At 54.5% G+C, this 17,785-nt stretch carries 11 protein-coding genes; 5 read left to right on the top strand and 6 right to left on the bottom strand.

Going from position 1 to position 17,785, the window contains the following annotated elements; genetic code table 11:
- Window positions 1-8 precede the first annotated feature (8 nt).
- Window positions 9-2,459: an EcoAI/FtnUII family type I restriction enzme subunit R gene (gene hsdR / locus KJI95_RS10045; RefSeq protein WP_432653794.1), complete on the bottom strand. Its 2,451-nt coding sequence runs from the start codon at window positions 2,457-2,459 to the stop codon at window positions 9-11.
- A gap of 462 nt (window positions 2,460-2,921) precedes the next feature.
- On the opposite strand from hsdR, the gene KJI95_RS10040 reads away from it, so the two are divergent.
- Window positions 2,922-3,314, top strand: coding sequence for a group I intron-associated PD-(D/E)XK endonuclease (locus tag KJI95_RS10040; protein WP_214507058.1), 393 nt, complete (start codon window positions 2,922-2,924; stop codon window positions 3,312-3,314).
- A 492-nt stretch (window positions 3,315-3,806) separates the two neighbouring features.
- Here the strand turns inward: KJI95_RS10040 and KJI95_RS10035 are convergent, their stop codons facing one another.
- Entirely contained in the window at window positions 3,807-4,232 is a 426-nt protein-coding gene (locus KJI95_RS10035) for a hypothetical protein (RefSeq protein WP_214507057.1), read from the bottom strand.
- Between the two features lie 297 nt (window positions 4,233-4,529).
- A complete protein-coding gene (locus KJI95_RS10030) occupies window positions 4,530-5,435 on the bottom strand; it encodes a nuclease-related domain-containing protein (protein ID WP_214507056.1) in 906 nt (301 codons plus the stop codon).
- A gap of 462 nt (window positions 5,436-5,897) precedes the next feature.
- Here KJI95_RS10030 and KJI95_RS10025 point away from each other — a divergent pair, with 462 nt between their 5' ends.
- Window positions 5,898-6,500 carry a DUF6436 domain-containing protein gene (locus KJI95_RS10025; RefSeq protein ID WP_214507055.1) on the top strand — a complete coding sequence of 201 codons (603 nt, stop codon included), beginning with the start codon at window positions 5,898-5,900 and terminating at the stop codon, window positions 6,498-6,500.
- Between the two features lie 79 nt (window positions 6,501-6,579).
- The gene (locus KJI95_RS10020) at window positions 6,580-8,082 is read left to right on the top strand and encodes a methyl-accepting chemotaxis protein (RefSeq protein WP_214507054.1); all 1,503 of its coding nucleotides are present in this window, start codon (window positions 6,580-6,582) and stop codon (window positions 8,080-8,082) included.
- Between the two features lie 77 nt (window positions 8,083-8,159).
- On the opposite strand, the gene KJI95_RS10015 is transcribed toward KJI95_RS10020, so the two are convergent.
- Window positions 8,160-8,408 (bottom strand): DUF3297 family protein, encoded by a 249-nt coding sequence (locus tag KJI95_RS10015; protein ID WP_214507053.1) that lies wholly within the window; start codon window positions 8,406-8,408, stop codon window positions 8,160-8,162.
- A gap of 371 nt (window positions 8,409-8,779) precedes the next feature.
- Complete coding sequence (gene katG / locus KJI95_RS10010; protein WP_214507052.1) at window positions 8,780-11,038, bottom strand: catalase/peroxidase HPI; 2,259 nt, start codon at window positions 11,036-11,038, stop codon at window positions 8,780-8,782.
- A 567-nt stretch (window positions 11,039-11,605) separates the two neighbouring features.
- On the opposite strand from katG, the gene KJI95_RS10005 reads away from it, so the two are divergent.
- Both KJI95_RS10005 and KJI95_RS10000 read left to right on the top strand, forming a co-directional pair.
- Window positions 11,606-11,761 carry a hypothetical protein gene (locus tag KJI95_RS10005; RefSeq protein WP_214507051.1) on the top strand — a complete coding sequence of 52 codons (156 nt, stop codon included), beginning with the start codon at window positions 11,606-11,608 and terminating at the stop codon, window positions 11,759-11,761.
- Window positions 11,762-11,809: 48 nt separating this feature from the next.
- The gene (locus KJI95_RS10000) at window positions 11,810-12,379 is read left to right on the top strand and encodes a hypothetical protein (RefSeq protein WP_214507050.1); all 570 of its coding nucleotides are present in this window, start codon (window positions 11,810-11,812) and stop codon (window positions 12,377-12,379) included.
- Between the two features lie 175 nt (window positions 12,380-12,554).
- Here the strand turns inward: KJI95_RS10000 and KJI95_RS19595 are convergent, their stop codons facing one another.
- Window positions 12,555-17,702: a S8 family serine peptidase gene (locus tag KJI95_RS19595; RefSeq protein WP_214507049.1), complete on the bottom strand. Its 5,148-nt coding sequence runs from the start codon at window positions 17,700-17,702 to the stop codon at window positions 12,555-12,557.
- Window positions 17,703-17,785: the final 83 nt, after the last annotated feature.

Here is a 17,785-nt window from a genome sequence, read left to right as displayed (position 1 = left end):
ACATTCCATCAGCCGGCAGACTGATAGATAGCGGCCTCCAGATCGCTGATGGCCTTTTCGTAATCCGCTGGCGCACCAAAGCCCTTTTTAACAATCTCCATGGGGCGCCCCAGTTCAGTAAAGGGTGCCACCTTCAATACCTGACGGTTTTCAATCTCCTGCACCCCGGCATCGGCATATTTGTCGAGCAGGCTACTGAGCACTTGCTGGGCAGTCTGTGAGTATTTGGTGAAGTAATTGCGCTTTTTCACCTGCTCGGCGCGCTCGCGGCGGGTGAGTGGCGGCTGGTCGTACACTACATGGCAGATAAGGTCGAATGGGTCCATGTCCTTGCCGACTTCCTGTTCCAGAAGTTCCCACACCACGCCCTGATTGGCCAGCTCATCAATCACGGCCTGCTTACGCTCGGCGCTTTGCCAACGCTTAATAAACTCATCCATGGAGGCAAACTGCGTGGACAAGGCTTTGCGGGTATAGTCTTTGAACGACTCGGTTACCAGTTTGCCGTCGGTATCGTAGTACTGTACCCGCTCAGCAAGCGCCGTTACCGCCACACCGTTAACATGATATTTGCGAATTTTGTCTTCGCCGTCCCGGTCATCACCTTTGCCTTGATTGTTTTGTGCAGCGTCAGACTTATAGCTTGATGCAGGCTCCTGAATGGAGCTGGTATCTATGTCTTCGCCCTCAAACATTGAAGCCGGGTCTGTAGCTAGCGAATCCACATCATCTTCCGAAATACCGTTTAAGCCTTCTTCGGTGTCGAAGTCTTCCGGCTTGACCTGCTTAACCCGCTCGGGGGTGCCGTCGAAGCGCTCGTCGGCAAAGAGTTCGGTGGCCTTTTTGAAATCAAGAATGGTGAACCACAGCTTGTTATATTTGTCGTCGATACGGGTGCCACGGCCAATGATCTGCTTGAACTTGGTCATGGATTGGATGGATTGGTCGAGCACCACCAGCTTACAGGTTTTGGCGTCCACGCCTGTGGTCATCAGTTCCGAGGTAGTGGCAATGACCGGATAGGCTTTTTTGGGGTTGATGAAGTTATCAAGCTGGCCCTTGCCGATTTCATCATCGCCGGTGATTTTCATCACGTACTTGTCGTTTTTGGCCACCTGCTCGGGATTGAGGTTTACCAACGCCCGGCGCATACGCTCGGCATGGTCGATGTCATTACAGAAGACGATAGTTTTGGCCATGGGATCGGTGCGCTTCAAATACTGGGTGATGGTTTTGGCCACCAGCTCAGTGCGCTCATCAATCACAAGGGTGCGGTCCATGTCCTTTTGGTTGTAGATACGGTCTTCGATTTCGTGCCCGGCTTTATCCAGCTGACCTTTGCTTGGCCGCCAGCCCTGCACATCGACATCGATATCGACACGGATCACCTTGTAAGGCGCAAGGAAGCCATCCTCAATGCCCTGCTTAAGAGAATAGGTATAAACCGGATCGCCAAAATATTCAGTGTTGGAAACTTCGTCGGTTTCCTTTGGGGTGGCGGTAAGGCCAATTTGGGTGGCACCTGAGAAATACTCAAGAATTTCACGCCAGGCGCTGTCTTCAGCGGCGCTGCCACGGTGACACTCGTCTACGACGATGAGGTCAAAGAAATCCGGTGCCACTTGCTTGTAGGCCTTTTGCTGTTCTTCGGGCCCTGTGAGCGCCTGATAAAGCGCGAGATGAATTTCATAAGCCGGATCAACGGTTCTGCCGGTGACCTTGGTCATGGCCGGACCGAAGGGCTGAAAGTCGTTGGTTTTGGTTTGATCGACCAGAATGTTGCGGTCGGCAAGAAACAGGATCCGCTTTTTGGCGCGGGATTTCCACAAACGCCAGATGATTTGAAAAGCGGTGTAGGTTTTACCTGTGCCTGTTGCCATCACCAGCAGTACCCTGTCCTGCCCTGCGGCAACGGCCTCTACGGTTTTGTTGATGGCCTGCAACTGATAATAGCGTGGCGATTTGCCACTGCTGTCGGGATGATACTCCTGGGTGATAACCGACAGATGCTCAGCCTTGTAGCCTTTCCATGTGCAGTATTTATCCCAAAGCTGCGCCGGTGTGGGAAAATCTTCCAGAGTGATAGTGGTTTCAAGGGCCGTAGGATTGGTTTTATCGTGAAAAATAAAACCGTCGCCATTAGAGGCAAATATGAAGGGCACTTCCAACAAGGCAGCATAATCCAGCCCCTGTTGCATCCCTTTGCCGATTTCGTGCTTGTTGGCTTTGGCCTCAATTACCGCCAGCGGCATCGAGGGCTTGTGATACAGCACGATATCGGCAGATTTTACTTTCCGCCTGGCGGCAGCCTGACCACGCACAATAACCTTGCCATCACGCAGTTTTACCTCTTGGCGGATTTGCGTCATATCGTTCCAACCCGCTTGCTTGACGGCAGGCAAGATGAACTTGGAAATGATATCGGCTTCGGTTAATGAGGCTTTTTGCATGGCTGGCATCCACTATCGTCCATGGGTTGGAATGTGTTTGGATTCTCGCACAAAGTTGCAGACTCAGGTAGCCGTAAACCTGAGTTATTTGACCTAAGACAATGAGATAGCGTGCTGTGATTTACCAAACAAGCGCGGACAAGCGCGGAAGTACGCAAACCTTGCGCAGCAGTTTTATGCGCAGGGCGCAACTATACCTGACTGCACCAGCACAGACCTTTTAAAGGCGTTGACTCTGCATGAATGCGTTGCTAGTTTAATCATGAAAATTACACCGCGATTCACCAGTGAAATACTGAATTGGCATTTGTGGGGAGTAGAGGCCTTGCCTGAAACCCAAGCTTGGCCGCTTTGCCATGGACTGAGTCTTTCAGGCCAGTTGTGAATCCTGATTGAAAGCATCTCTCAGAAGCTTTCGCCACCGTTTGAGCAGCCACACGCCAGACGGGGCATTGATTCAGGATCATAATTATGCCTATCAAACAAACCTCTACACCTCCCAAAACCGCCCAGTTTTTTAAAAGCGTATCCTTCGAGACTTTGGCCGCATCGTGGCTGCAAGCTGATGGTTGGGAAGTTTTTATGCCGCTTACTGACCATGGCAGCAAAACCGACTTGCTAATCTCTGATGGCCGGCAATTTTACCGCATCCAGGTGAAGTCACTGCAAACGAACGATGAAAATACAGTGGTTGAAGCCCAGTGGCCGCAAGACAAGATTGACTATGTGCTGTATTTCTCCCGTGCGGGAAATTGGGGCTACATTACGCCACCATTTCAAGGTCGGGTTAGACTGAATCACAAAGACCACGTAAGATTTCATCAGCACCCGAAAAACTTCAATTCAGCATTCGCAAAAATCTAGGCCACCAGCTGTTCAAAAATAAGACACTTTAAGTTTTAGTATCCCAGTTGGTAACACAGACAAAATCTGAACTTTAGATAAGTTATAAAGATCAATATGCTATGAGCTCTGTTCAGAGGACGCCGCCCCACCAAACCGAAATAAAAGAGACGTCTTCGGACGTCTTTTTTATTGCCGCTTCGAACACCAAGGGCGTCCGCTGTCTCGCCCGACTAATCATGCCGCTTCGCGAGCGACCTTAGCTTGAAGCCTTCACCGGAGCAAAGGGCATTGCTCGTCTACGAACAGCTTCCCTATTTAACTGCCAGCTCACCATCCTTGGCTCGCGCTCATGGCGCTCTCTCGAGCTTCGACCTTGCAATCCAAAAGACACCCAAACGGTGCCGAAGGCCCTTCTGGTTTATGGGCTTGGTATTGCTACTGGTTCGGACTCACATCCCAATTCGACCAAACCAGGCCTTAAATTAGTTGTTTGATGGATAAGGAATTTAATCACCCAACTCCGCTAGGCACATACAGATTTTGGTATTGTTCTTCTTCCGCTCGACGTTCTTGCTTATAACGCTCCTTTGAGCTTGGGCAAACCGGCAATGACAACGGCACTTTGAAAGCAATTTTTGTGACTGAAGATTGCGAGGTCGAATTGTCAATTCCGCCACCTGCATTCAGAAATGTAGCAACACTAATCTTCGCTTGCCCATTTTGCTTTTCTGCTTCACTGACAGTTACTGCAACATCAAAATCCACCATGAAAACGCCCTCTCCTTGGCTCAACGTGGAGAAGTGACTTGGATTGCCGTTCACACCATAAATCGCCGGATTGACATAGCCACCGATACTATTCACCTCACCTTGCGCTTCGTTGACGCCTTGGCAAATTTGAATAAGGGTGTCTTTAACAAAGTCTTTCAGTTCCATGGCTCCCTCATTACGCTGCTTGATTCTTAAACAGTGAAATGGGGTTCTTGTTACCTTTTTCAACCCACAATAAAAATTAACTCTTAGTTATGGGATCCAGCGGTGCTTTCAAGCTGGTAATGAGTTCAGACAAGAGTGTGAGTACGTCCTCGGAATCACTGCCCAGCCACGCACTATAGACTGCGGAGGTCTCGCTCGATGCTGATAGCGGTATCAGCGAAGGTCACAGGGGCATGGATAATAGGCCTACAAGCAGATCGCTTTTATCCATTCCAAACGCACTCGATTAAAGGTACTTCATTCTCTGGGCCCTTCTACCGCCCGTTGAGCAACCTGCCATGCTATGGCATTTATCTGTTCTTGGGTTAGCTGGCAGTTCCCCACTTTAGGGAGGGTACCCAAGATTTGCTTATGATTAAGCAAAGGAAATGGCGGACGCGATTGAAGCCTGATGTACCAGCCGGGAAAAACCAGAACCGGCACGGCTGTAATTTCGATACCGGCCGCTTTTGACAACCACTGGCTTACCCATTTTGCTTGGCGTTCTGCTTGCTCAAGAGGCTCAGACTCATTCCAGGACGGAAACCCGAGTAAGCCATTCTTATAGATAAGTTCATGACCTTTCTGCACCACGCCATTTTCCAAGCTTGTTACTTTTGTATCTTCAAGCCTCTTATGCCTGCCCTTGGTTTCAATGGCAAAAACACCGTTTGGCCCAACAACGAGGTGGTCAATATTGAACTTGTCGGCCTGAATGTCATGAAATACCTGATATCCCTTTGCCTGCAGCAACATCAACTCTGCAGCCGTAGCGACCTCGGCGACGTACCCAAGCCTCAGCCGAGTTAGTTTTCGCGTCAACTTCACGGTTTTATATGCAAAATACGGTATTCCCGCGAGAGTAAACAGAAGCACTATCAATGGGAAATCACCGCTTTTAACAAAGGCATAGGCAGAGTAGACCGCAAACGGCATTGCGACGACCACAATTGCCAATACCATTCCGCCAAAAAGATCGAGCTGTGCGTTCCTGATGTCGTCCTGCAGACCATAACCGGGCAAACGGAGCAACTGTTCCCTGTCTATCGGTAGCTTTACCGTTTTATCCCTATACCAAACCATCAGCATAAGAGGCAGCAATACGGCAAACATACCCGATGAGAGGATGATAACGGCGAGACTGGATGATATGACGTCAGGCATGGCGTTCCCTGCAAAGCGCTGGATAATCAGCTGATTCTACAGAAAATTAGTACAGTTAAAAATCCATTCTGACAGAGTCATGATAATAAATGGCGTGGTACAGGTTAACCAATAGGGTGGGATACGCTCCCCCTGGCAAACGATGGATACATCAGTTACAAGCCAAAACTTAGCCTTGCAGGAGGCAACTCATCATGCCTCAGCTCAAATAGCCTTATCAGTCGCATTAGATTGCCCTCCGAGATTTTCGCCAGCAAAAGCCCAGGCCGCACGGCGTGCTGATGTTGATCCGCTGTCAGCATATTTTCGTATGTATCACTCCACCGCCTTGTGGCGAAGACTCAGGTTCACAGCTACAACAGCTAGGTAACCGACTGAGCAGCTAGCCGAGTAAGCAGCTAGCTGAATAATCCGCAGCCGGTTGTCGAGTAACTTTTTACGAATACGCAAGGACGTACCCCCATGACCAAAAAGCGGTTGAGCATGCTTATCCTCAGCGGATGGCTGGTATCGGTACTGCTTGTGTTTTGGTGGTTTGAGCTTCGCTACATCAGCCGGATTGAACCTTCTTTACTTAATCAGGACCGGGTCGGTGCTGAGATGGGGGAGTTAATTAAAGCCGCCGGTACCTCGGCTGATGGCGCGCCTGTGGTAGTGCATTTTATCGACCCTGAATGTGGCTGCAGCCGCGAGACCTACGAGCACCTGAAAACCCTTGCTAAATCAAGCGCGGGCAAAGCTCAGGCTAACTCAAGCGGTGCTAAAGCGCGGGTACTGGTATCAAACCATACTGACTTACTTTTCACCCGAACTGACGGCGCACTGCCCGAGCCGCTTAACGAAATGAAACGGATAAATCTCAATCATGTTCCCGCCGTGACGCCTGCCGTTGGCGTTTGGAAGGCCGATGGGACTCTGGTTTATCTTGGCGCCTATTCCACCGGCCCAAGTTGTGGCTCGGGCGCCGATTTACTGCAAGAAGCACTGCGAAGCGCTGCGGGCGACCCGGCCCCCTTGCCGGATTGGCCAATTCAGGTTTCCTGCCATTGCCGCTGGACAAGCTGAGCAAACCCTTAATAGCAGCTAATATTGACTGGTAACAAACAGCTTGTTGCCAACACCAATCGGAGAGTCGTAGCCCACTATGAAAACCTTAAGCACTGAGATGATGCGGGAGCATTACATCAAAGCGGATAACATCATGTTTTCTGTGCTGGTGATGATGTTTTTGTATGCGCTTGCGCTGGCAGGCGTGTTTGGCAACTGGACGGTCGCGGTTATTGTCGGCCTGCTCACGACGGTTGCCGCCGGCGCTATCCGGGCGCTAAGCCCGGGCGAGCGCATCTCGCGCCTGACCATGGGCCTAGCATTTATGGTGATGGTCACCCTGCATGTCCACCTGTCACACGGCATGATAGAGATGCATTTTGGCTACTTTGCCTGTCTTGCTATGCTGCTGTATTGCCGCGATTGGCTGCCGATTGTTGCCGCAGCGGGGCTTGCGGCAGTGCTGCATGTGGGGCTTTTCTGGTGGCAAACCACAGGCGGGAGCGTGTATATGCTCGACAGTCCCGACCGCTCATGGGGCATTATTTTTGTCCACGCCGGGTATGTGGTGGTTGAAACACTGGTACTGGTGCTGATGGCGAAAAACCTCCATCGCCAGGCCGAGGTTTCCTATGAAATCCAGGCAGTTGCCAATTACCTGACCGGCGAGCAAATCGATTTGACCCACAGAACCAACGCCAGCAGCAATGCCCAAAGCCGCGCATTCAACGGCTTTTTGGATCATTTACAGGGCATGGTTGGCCGTATGGCATCGGCGGGGCAAAAGCTTGAAAACTTAAGCACCCGACTGCACGACTCCATGGAGGGCGTCAACGGGCGGATGAAACTGCAGCACAGCCAAATCGATGAAATTGCCACCGCGGTTGATAATGTCAGCGAAGCCGTACGGCAAATATCTGACAATGCCAACAGCGCATCAGCGGCGGTAAGCGATGCCGATGCCAAGTCACGCGATGGCTCACTGCTCAGTCGTAAAACCCTTGATGAAGTACACACCCTGGCAAATGCCATTGAGCTTGCCGCGAATGCCAGCAGCCTGCTTGCCGAAGACAGCAAAAATATTGGCAAGGTGCTGGATGTGATTAAAAGCATCGCCGAGCAAACCAATCTGCTCGCCCTCAATGCGGCAATTGAGGCGGCCCGGGCGGGGGAGCAAGGCCGGGGCTTTGCTGTGGTGGCGGATGAAGTGCGAAGCCTGGCATCCAAAACCCAGCACTCAACCGAAGAAATTCACGCCATGATCCAAAGTCTGCAATCCCGCAGCAATGAGGCGGTCAGCGCCATGGCCAGCAGCCAAAAAAGTGTTGCCCAGTGCGTTGATTTTACCCAGCGCACCGACGAGAGGCTGGATCAGGTACGTCAGTCGTTGCAGCAAATTGTTGCTATCAGCCACCAGATAGCCGAGTCCACCGCCGAGCAAATGCAGGCGATTGGCGACATCAGCCACAATGCTGCCAGCATCAAACAGCTGAGTGATGACAATAACAAGGAACTTGACCGGGTGGTGGATGAAGTCGTTGAAGCGACCGGGCTTGCCGGGCTTATTCAATCGGATATGAAACGGTTTCGCACCAACTGATACCGCTCATCAACAAAAAAGACAGGCGAGCCTGTCTTTTTTAGTGTTGCCGGCAACAGCCGAAGGAAGGTACTGGCTTATTTGTAAAACGCTTCCACTTCGCCTTTGATGGTCATCAGCAGTGGCTGGCCACGGCGGTCGAGGGCTTTGCGGGAGGCGACTTTGATCCAGCCTTCACTGATGCAATATTCTTCCACATCGAAACGCTCTTTGCCGTTGATACGCACGCCGATTTCAAATTCAAACACTTCGGCCACATGGTGTGGGCTGCGTGGGTTGATGGAAAGGCGGTCTGGCAGGGCTGGCTGTACTTTGGTGTCGGTCATAATCGTCATCTTGGGAAATAAAAAACCTGCGCCATTGTAGGCAATTGCCGCCGTGGGCTCAATAGCGGCCCGGTCTTAAGAGCGGCCAGCATCATAAGCGACGCAGTCACAATAGCAACGCTGTCACAATAGCAACGCAGTCACAAGAGCGGCGCAGGGCGACTTTCGGGCACTGAGTCTGAATTTGTGCCACACACGGCACTCTCGGGCTAGGCGCAAGAACCTCTGCGCCCAGTGCCATCATCTATGCCACAAAAGGTGCCAGTACCGCCGCAGCGGTGCTGAAGGCTGTAGAAAATTGGATAGCGCAATTCCCCAAAAATGAAAAACGGCAGGAGCCTTGCCCCTGCCGTATTCACGTTACTGCCGGCTTATTTCAAATCGAACCGGTCGAGTTCCATCACCTTGGTCCAGGCCTTGGCAAAGTCCTGCACAAAGCGGGCCTTGCCATCGTCGGCGGCGTAAACCTCAGCCACGGCGCGAAGCTCGGAGTGGGAGCCAAACACCAGATCTACCGGGGTTGCGGTCCACTTAAGCTTACCGCTCTTGCGGTCTATGCCCTGATACAGCCCAGGTTCGCTGCCCTTTTCCCACTGGGTCGACATGTCCAGCAGGTTAACAAAGAAGTCGTTGCTGAGCTTGCCGGGGTTTTGGGTAAAGACGCCGTGTTTGCTGTTGCCGCTGTTTGCCTCAAGCACCCGCAAACCGCCCACCAATACCGTCATTTCAGGTACGGTCAGGGTGAGATAGTTTGCCTTTTCAATCAACGCTTCGGCAGGAGATGCGGCGCTCTCGTCGCTGAAGTAGTTTCTGAAGCCGTCGGCCTTGGGCTCAAGCACTGCGAATGAGCTCACGTCGGTCTGGGCCTGGGTCGCGTCGGTGCGGCCGGGGCGGAACTGAATATCAAGCTTTACACCGGCGTCGGCGGCGGCTTTTTCAACTGCAGTGCTGCCCGCCAGCACTATCAGATCGGCCAGCGAAACCTGCTTGCCGCCCTTGGCTTTCTTATTGAAATCCTTTTGGATTTTCTCAAGCTTGCCAATCACCTTTGCGAGTGACTTCGGATCGTTTGCCGCCCAGTCGCTTTGTGGCTTAAGCGCAATGCGGGCGCCATTGGCACCACCGCGCATGTCGGTGCCACGGAATGACGAGGCCGAGGCCCAGGCGGTTTTCACCAGCTCAGACACGCTGAGGCCAGAGTCGAGGATGGCAGTCTTGAGGCGCTGGGTGTCTTCGGCATCAATCAGCGCATGATCGAGCGCCGGTACCGGGTCTTGCCAAATCAGTACCTCGGCTGGCACGTCCTGGCCCACATAACGGCTTCTTGGCCCCATGTCCCTGTGGGTCAGCTTGAACCAGGCCTTGGCAAAGGCCAGTTCAAATTCGGCCGGATTGTTGAGGAAACGGGTGGTGATTTCGCGGTAAATCGGGTCTTCTTTCAGTGCTATGTCACTGGTGAACATGATAGGCGCGTGGCGCTTGTCGGGAATATGGGCATCGGGCACCAGATTGGCGGCTTTACCATCGGCCGGGATCCACTGGATGTGACCAGCCGGGCTCTTGGTTTGCACCCAGTCGAAGGTGTAGAGCCAGGTTAAGTATTCCATGGTCCACTTGGTGGGATTGGATGACCAGGAGCCTTCAAGGCCGCTGGTGACTGTGTCTTCCGAGTGGCCTTTGCCGCAACGGTTTTTCCAGCCCATGCCCTGCTCTTCCACACCGGCAGCGGCGGGATCGACACCGACACACTTGGCCGGATCGTGGGCGCCGTGGGCCTTACCGAAGGTGTGGCCTCCGGCAATGAGCGCCACGGTTTCTTCATCCGACATGGCCATGCGGCCGAAGGTGTCGCGGATTTCCTTGGCAGACGCCAGCGGATCGGGCACCCCGTTCGGGCCTTCGGGATTGACGTAAATCAGGCCCATTTGCGTGGCGCCCATGGGCTTTGCCAGCTCGCCTTTGGCATTACGGCGTTTGCTGTCGAGCCACTGTTTTTCGGCGCCCCAGTTAACTTTTTCGGCTTCCCAGTCGTCGCTGCGGCCACCGGCAAAACCAAAGGTTTTAAAGCCCATGGACTCAAGCGATACGTTGCCTGCCAGCACCATCAAATCGGCCCAGGAAATTTTAGCGCCGTATTTTTGCTTTACCGGCCACAGCAAACGGCGGGCCTTGTCGAGGTTGACGTTATCGGGCCAGCTGTTGAGGGGTTCAAAGCGCTGCTGACCGCCGCTGGCGCCGCCGCGACCATCAAAAATCCGGTATACACCGGCGCTGTGCCACGCCATGCGGATAAAAAACGGGCCATAGTGGCCATAGTCGGCGGGCCACCAATCCTGTGAGGTGGTGAGCGTGGTGCGGATGTCGGCCTTTACCGCCTCAAGATCCAGTGAGGCAAAGGCGCTTGGGTAATCAAATTCCTGACCATATGGGTTGGATTCAATGCCGTGCTGGCGCAGCGGTGACAAATCCAGTTGGTTTGGCCACCAATAGGCATTGTCGGTGACGCGGCTATCGTCGCTTGCGGCGCCCTTTGGCGCGGCCGCTTCGGCAACGTTTGCAGCAAACGCCATGGAGACAGATAAGGCGACTGCTGTCAGTGTTGGGATGAGTGTTGGGATGGATGATTTCATGATGGAATTCCTCTTCCGTCGTTAAAAATAAGCGGCAAATTCACGGCGCCAACAAGTTCATGGCGCCCAAATTCATAGCGCCAACAAATTCACGCGCCAAAGTTACCTATGGCTGCGCGTTACTCTGCGCCCGGGTGCCCGTTGCACAGGCGCTGTGCGCCACGCCTCGCCGGTTCGATACAGCTGAACCGATGCTCATACGCCGCTGATGTTGGCAAATCCCTGATGTTCATGACCGCATGCTTTACATAACGGCATGTTTTATAGGGATTGGCCGGCGACAGAGCACCGCTTGAAATCAGCAGCCGGAAACTGCTCCTGATGTGGCAAATAACTTAGGGGATGAATATTGATCGCCGCTAACGATTAAATCAGATTGCGGCAATCTGGTTTTGGAATGAATACAAAAGCAATTTGCCTGAAACCCCCACCCCACGGGGCTGCGGGGCGCTTTTGCCTGTCGGCATTTGCTGATGAACTGGCGGCTTTAAGTGGATGTATAAGTAAAAAATCGCCACTCGGATTCTGGTATAGGCCCGACAAAAATCAGCCTTATGGATAGATTTTATGCGCCGACTGTCCTGTTTCACCGCTTTGGGTTTAACTGCTGTTAGCCTGGCTGTTTCTGGTTTAATCGTTTTGGGTTTAAGCGCTTTGGGTTTAACGGCTGTTGGCCCGGCGGTTGCCAAATTAGCTGTTTCCGGTTTTGCTGTTTCCGGCTAGGCTCAAATAATCATCATTCATGGCGTTTTCAACCTCTCTGGAGTCGGCATGCAAGCCACGTTTTTTTGCCAAACCCATCGCAGCCAGTTATTGAAAGTCACTTTGCGATTGCTGCAACTCAGGCTTTCTCTTTTGCTTGTTTTTTGCGCCGCACTTGCCCTGATGCCGGCGGCACAGGCATCGGACAACGCCGGTCGCATCGCCGCCAGCGAGCTTGGGCTTGTGGGTGTGTGGGGCAATTCAGATGACAGCGGTAAAACCTTCTGGGGCTTTGATGAATACCGCGGCGATGGCACCTTCCGCGCCTGGGGCAATCAGCCCGATGGCGTGGCCTATCAGGCAAGCGGTGTGTATCAGGTGGTGTTTGAGGGCGGCCAGAAAAAACTTTGTCTTAAGTTTATTAAAGTCAGCGAGCCTTTGAATGACATAGTCGGGGAAGTGTTTTGCAGCATCATAGTGTCGGTCGATGGCAAACCTTTGTGTTTAAAGATGAAGAAACCGGCGAAATCAGCACTATTTATCGTCAGTAGCCAATCCTTCATTTATCGGCTGTCTTTCATTAACCGACTGCCGTTGATTAACAGACTGCCTTTCAGTAATCGGTGCCTTGGGGCATAAAAAAGCCTTCCGTGAGGAAGGCTTTTTGCTTTTACATCCGCAGGCTTTGGCGCTACCACAAGGCGCTCGTTTCTGGGCGCTTGTTCCCACTCTGGTTTTTAGCCTGCCACCTGCGGTTTTTAAACGCCGCTGCTTTTAAACAGCGGCTTTTTAACAGCGGTTTTTTAACAGCGGTTCAGCCGCGAAGCCTGACTGGATTCAGTCGACGGCCTGCTGCCAGCAGGGCGAGCATCAGCAGGGCAAACACACCCATGCTGCCGCCGCTGTCAGAGCTTCCGGGCGCTGTGGTTGGCGCAGGTGCAGGCACTGTGACATTCACGCTGGCGGTTTTGCTCACACCATTGAGGCTGTAAGTCACGCTGAAACCATAGTTGCCGGGCGCAGCGCCGCTTACCACGCCATCCTTGATGGTGACGGCCGGGCCTGAGGTCTGCTGCCAGCTGATGGCAAGACCCGCCATGCCCTGGGTGCCGGACACACTGTGCTCTGACTTAAGGTTAATGCTGTTGCCGCTTACGCTGGCGCTGGCTTTAACGTCGGTCAGGGTCGCCATGGCTTCGCCGTCGCTCTCGACTGTGAGGGTAAAGCGCTGGCTTACCGCATCATTCGGGAACACCGTGTCGCTTGCAGTGACTGTGACCTCGGTTTCACCAAACCAGAAGGCATCCGGGGTGAGCGTTACCTTGGTGCCATCCACCACAGCGCTGATGTGCTCGCCGCTGACCTGGATTTGGTTGGCGGTATGCTCGCGGTCACGCACCATCACCTCAAAGCTGATGCTGGCGTTTTCGGCCACTGTCATGTCGGCCAGTGGTGCCATGGTCAGGTTGGACGGCACTTTCACATCCAGTGTATCCAACTGCTCATCGCTGCCGGTGTAGCGGCTGACAACCTTGAGGCTCTGGGTCTCGCCGACGGCAGATGCCATTACCTTGGCGGCAAAGGTCATGATCACTTCCGATTGCTCAGGGCCAAAGTAGTTGGCGCACACCACCAGACCTTCACGCACCTTGGTATCCACGTCGTTGAAGGCGTAGCCATGACCAAGATAACCATAGGCCGGGCCGAAGGTGCCGCGCGGGCCGTGATAGCCGTGGGTACCGATGGAGCCTAAATGGCCCTTGCTGCCGGTGAGCTTGTCGTAGGCAAAGATAAACTCATGCTCGCCGGGGGCGAAATTAAGTTCACTCGATGCCAGCAGCTCAAAGCTGTAGCGCGCATCCGGATCCGGGTCGAAGTTGATGCCCCAGGCAAATTCCTGACGCATGTTGTCCCACTCCACAATCAGATAACGGCCATCGTTGGTGGACGCCATCGATACCCCGTCAAAGGCTTCGGTATCCATGTTGAACTCTGGATAGCTGGCGCCGTCACCACGCCACAGCGGCGCAATCACGGTATCCGGGAAGAACTGCGCTTCCATCGGATAGTGTGCCGGCCAGAACAGCCACAAGGTATCGAGCTGGATAAAGCCACCGGGCGATACCGACAGCACGTCTTTGGCCATGTAGTCCGGGTCGTTGTTGTACAGCGGAATGCGATCGATTCCGAAGGCCGACAACGGCAGCGTGAAGGTTTCATTGGCGCGGCCGGCGATCATGCCGATAGGCTCAATGTAGGCTTCCTTGTACAGGTCCAGATAGTAGGGGTTACTGCCAATCGGAATGCGGCAGCTTTCATCTTCATCACTGGTGGTGTAACGGTACTCACGCTCGCTGGCATTACTGGCAGCCTGCTGGGTTTTAAGGCTGATTTTCTGCCCAGCGACGGCGATTTGCTCGCGCAAATCAGTGTTGGCGCTGATGGCCGTGAGGGATGTTTCATCCAGAATCAGACCCGCTGGCAGCTCGATATCCAGCTCCACTTCGCGCTCGAGTGACAGAAGGTTTGGCGCCAGGCGCACCTTGTACTCGACTGTGTCACCGGCCTTGGCCTGGTCAGCAGAGGCGGCAATTGCCACATCACTGCCATCGTGCACCAGATTAAGCGCCATCTTGCCGATACTGCCGGGGTTTTCAGGGCTGTTGCCCACGTCCACCACACCGTAGAAGCGGTCGCCCTTGGCGCTGTCAGCCAGGTTCCAGTCAAGCTGGAGCTGATAAGGCGTCAGTCCGTCGGTGCTGGCAGGGCCGGTCACATCGAGGTTGGCCTCATCTTTATCACCGATAACCGCAAGGCTGGTGACTATGGTGTCGACTGTGTCTTCTTCATCGCCGAATGGGCGCTTGAAGTTACCCACCATCACCCAGTAACGGCCCGGGGTCGGGTCGTTGATGGTGCAGTATTCCTGCACATCGGTGAAGGAGTAACAGATGGCTTCATCGTTCCACTGCACCAGACCGTCATTATTCAAATCCATGCCGATATCCAGCGAGGTAGACGCGCCCTTGGTTTCCGATACCTGCTCCCACACCACGCGGCGGGTCCCCTCAGGCACATCAAAGAAATGCACCTTGATACCGGGGTTATCCATCAGGGTTTCCGGCTCCTGGAAGCTGTAATCCTTGCCGGAGGCCGAGCTTAACTTGTGCTCCACCTGCTGCCCTTTAACCAGGCCGGTGACATTCACGGTCAGCTGTTTGATTTCACTGCTGTTAAGTTTTGGCGTCAGCATGGTGCCGCTGTCACGGTGAATTTTACCGGCCACCATGGTTGGCAGGCTTGATGGCGCAAAACGGGCCATCACCGGCAGATGCTGCGCCGGCAGGGCGTCGCTGGTCGGGGTCAGATTAACCTTGCCAAACACCTCGTAGTTGGCCGAGCTGGCATGGACTGATTCCACATCCAGCACCCGCGCCGTCACCATGATGCTCTGGGTCTGACCGGCCTTGACGCTGAACTGCTTGGGATAAACATCCAGCTCCAAAAATGGCGCCCCTTCCATCGCCAGCGCCTCGGCGCTCACCATCCAGTCGCCATCTTCAGTGGCGGTGAAGGTACGCATCCAGGTGCAGCTGCTCTGGCAGCTTGAGTGCGCGAAATACGGCACGTTCAGCGCAGTCACATCGCCGCCCTGCTCCGGATTGGCTGCGCGGTAGTTGTCGCCGTGCTCATCGAGCACCAAGCCTGCCTTCACGGCACGCTCGACGTTGATAACGCCGCTGCCCATCTCATAGAAGTTGGCTTCGCGAAGTTCACGGGGATAACTGTCAGACCAGGCTTTACCGGGCTTGGCTGTCATCATCAGTGCCGACTGGATCATCGCCGGCGTCCAGTCTGGATGCGCCTGGGTCAGAAGTGCCAGCGCGCCCGCCACATGGGGGCCTGACATGGACGTACCGCTGATGGCCACATAATCGGCCGGAGACGGATACTGGGTGAACGGCATCTCATCGGCGTAGGCGGCAAACACGTCCACCCCGGGAGCTGACACGTTCGGCGCCATCACATCCGGGTTGGAGCGGCTCGGGCCACGGGACGAAAAGTCCGCCAGAATATCGGCTTCACGCTCGGCGGTTTTCACCACAGAGGCCACCAGATTGGCCGGCGTGTCCGGATGCTCAGCCACATAGGCCACCAGCGCGTTGCCGGAAGCGGCATCTATGTGCAAGCCTGGAATAGGAAACGGGTTCAGATTCAGGCTGTTGCCACCTGTGCCATCATCCCATGACACGGCGTTGTACAGCACTATGCCACCGGCGCCGCCAGCGGCCACGTTGACACCTTTGGCCACGCGGGCATTTTCGCCGCGCTTACAAATCACTATGTCGTCAGCCTCAAAGGTGCCGGGGGCAAATGGCTCAAGGCAGAGCTCATCACCGGCATCGGCGGCATTGACCAACTTGCCGCTGAAGTTACCGGTCACGCCGTGGCCTTTCATCGCCGCCGGTGCACCGTCTGCACTTAAGCTCAGTGAGCCGAATTCGGGTTTGATTTCACGGCCATGGGTACTTGCCGCCACCGAGGTGAGCCAGGGCGAAACGTGGTCAATCAGCGAGTTACCCCAATAACCCCAGTTACCGGCCGAGGCCGCTACCGAAATACCGGCTTCGCGGGCCGACAGGAACGCCAGTTCAATCGGGTCGTACCAGGGCAGACTTTCAAGGCCGCCGATGGAGAAGTTAATCACATCGACGCCATCTTTAATGGCATCTTCAATTGCCGCAACCAGCACGTCGCCGGGACAGCCGCCGTAGTTGTCACCAAAGGAGCCATCGCCCGGGTAGCACACCTGATAGGCAATGATGTTGGCGCGCGGTGCCACGCCGGAGATTTCGGGAAACACCAGCTCAGTGTCAAAGCCGTCGCTGTGCTCTGTGTTACCGGCAATCTTGAACGGCACGTTTTTCAGCAGGTTACCTGCCACAGTGCTCGCGGTATGGGAGCCGTGACCGTTGTAGTCTTCACCGTTGGGTGGCCGCTTGTACCCTACATCCCAGGGGTTGGCATCAGGCTGGAATGCCGGATCTTTGTAGCTGTCGGTGATGGTTTTATACGAGCGCACCCCAATCAGCTTGTCGTTACACATGTCCTGATATTCAACACAGTCGCCCAAAAACTTACCTGCGCCGAGCGGGTTAACGTGCTGATAGCCATCGGCCGCCACCGCCGCAAAGGCGGGGTGATCTGAGTTGATGCCGGTGTCGATAATACCGGCGATGATGCCCTCGCCCTTGATGGGCAAATTCATCGGCACGCCTTCACCGGCCCACAGTTTGTCGGCGCCAATGTGCTTGGGGCCCACGTCGGTAAAGAGCTTATAGGACTTGGCGCGGGTCACGGCGGTCACGCCCGGCAGCTTGGCGACTTCGGCCGCCTGCTCTTGGGTGAGCTCCATGGTCATGCCGTTCAGCGCTACATTGAAGCGGCGCTTGATTTCGGCCTGGGGTGCCACGGCGCGGATGCGGCTCAGCGCCTTGTCCTGACGGCCGGCCAGATACTGCTGATAACTCTGCACCCCGGGCTTGGATGGGCTGAATTTAACACTGCGGCCAGCGGCGCTGTCGCGGCTTTGCTTAAGGCTTCTGGCAGAGGTGGCAGGAATGCCGGGAATGTCACCCTGATACATCGCCGCCGGCGCGTCTTCGAGCTGCACTATGTAGGTTTGAATGCCTTCAACGTCTTTTTCCCACTCAAACGGGGCGCGGTTAAGGGCGCTGCCCTGAGCGACGCGGTGCACGTTAACCCCAAGCTGTCCCGGCTTACCCGGCGTCAGCTGGGTTGGATGACGGGTCTGCTGGGACGTAGGGGTCATCTTGATGTTGGCAGGATCTATGCCCTTAAGCTGACTGGCCGCAGAAGTGGCCAGCGCCGGTGCCGACAGGCCACCGAGACCGGCATAGAGCGCCGTCAGCGTCATCAGACTGATTTTTTTTAGTTTCATTTGGCTTGTTCCGATGCGTGTTATTGGATTGCATGCAGCGCCTTTCCTACGCTGCGCGACCATCCTGCGTCACAAATATTCAA

Source organism: Shewanella jiangmenensis (genome assembly GCF_018596335.1).
GTDB classification, from domain to species: domain Bacteria; phylum Pseudomonadota; class Gammaproteobacteria; order Enterobacterales; family Shewanellaceae; genus Shewanella; species Shewanella jiangmenensis.
The sequence above is the reverse complement of the archived record's forward strand: the minus strand, read 5'-3'. Positions and strand labels throughout refer to the sequence as shown.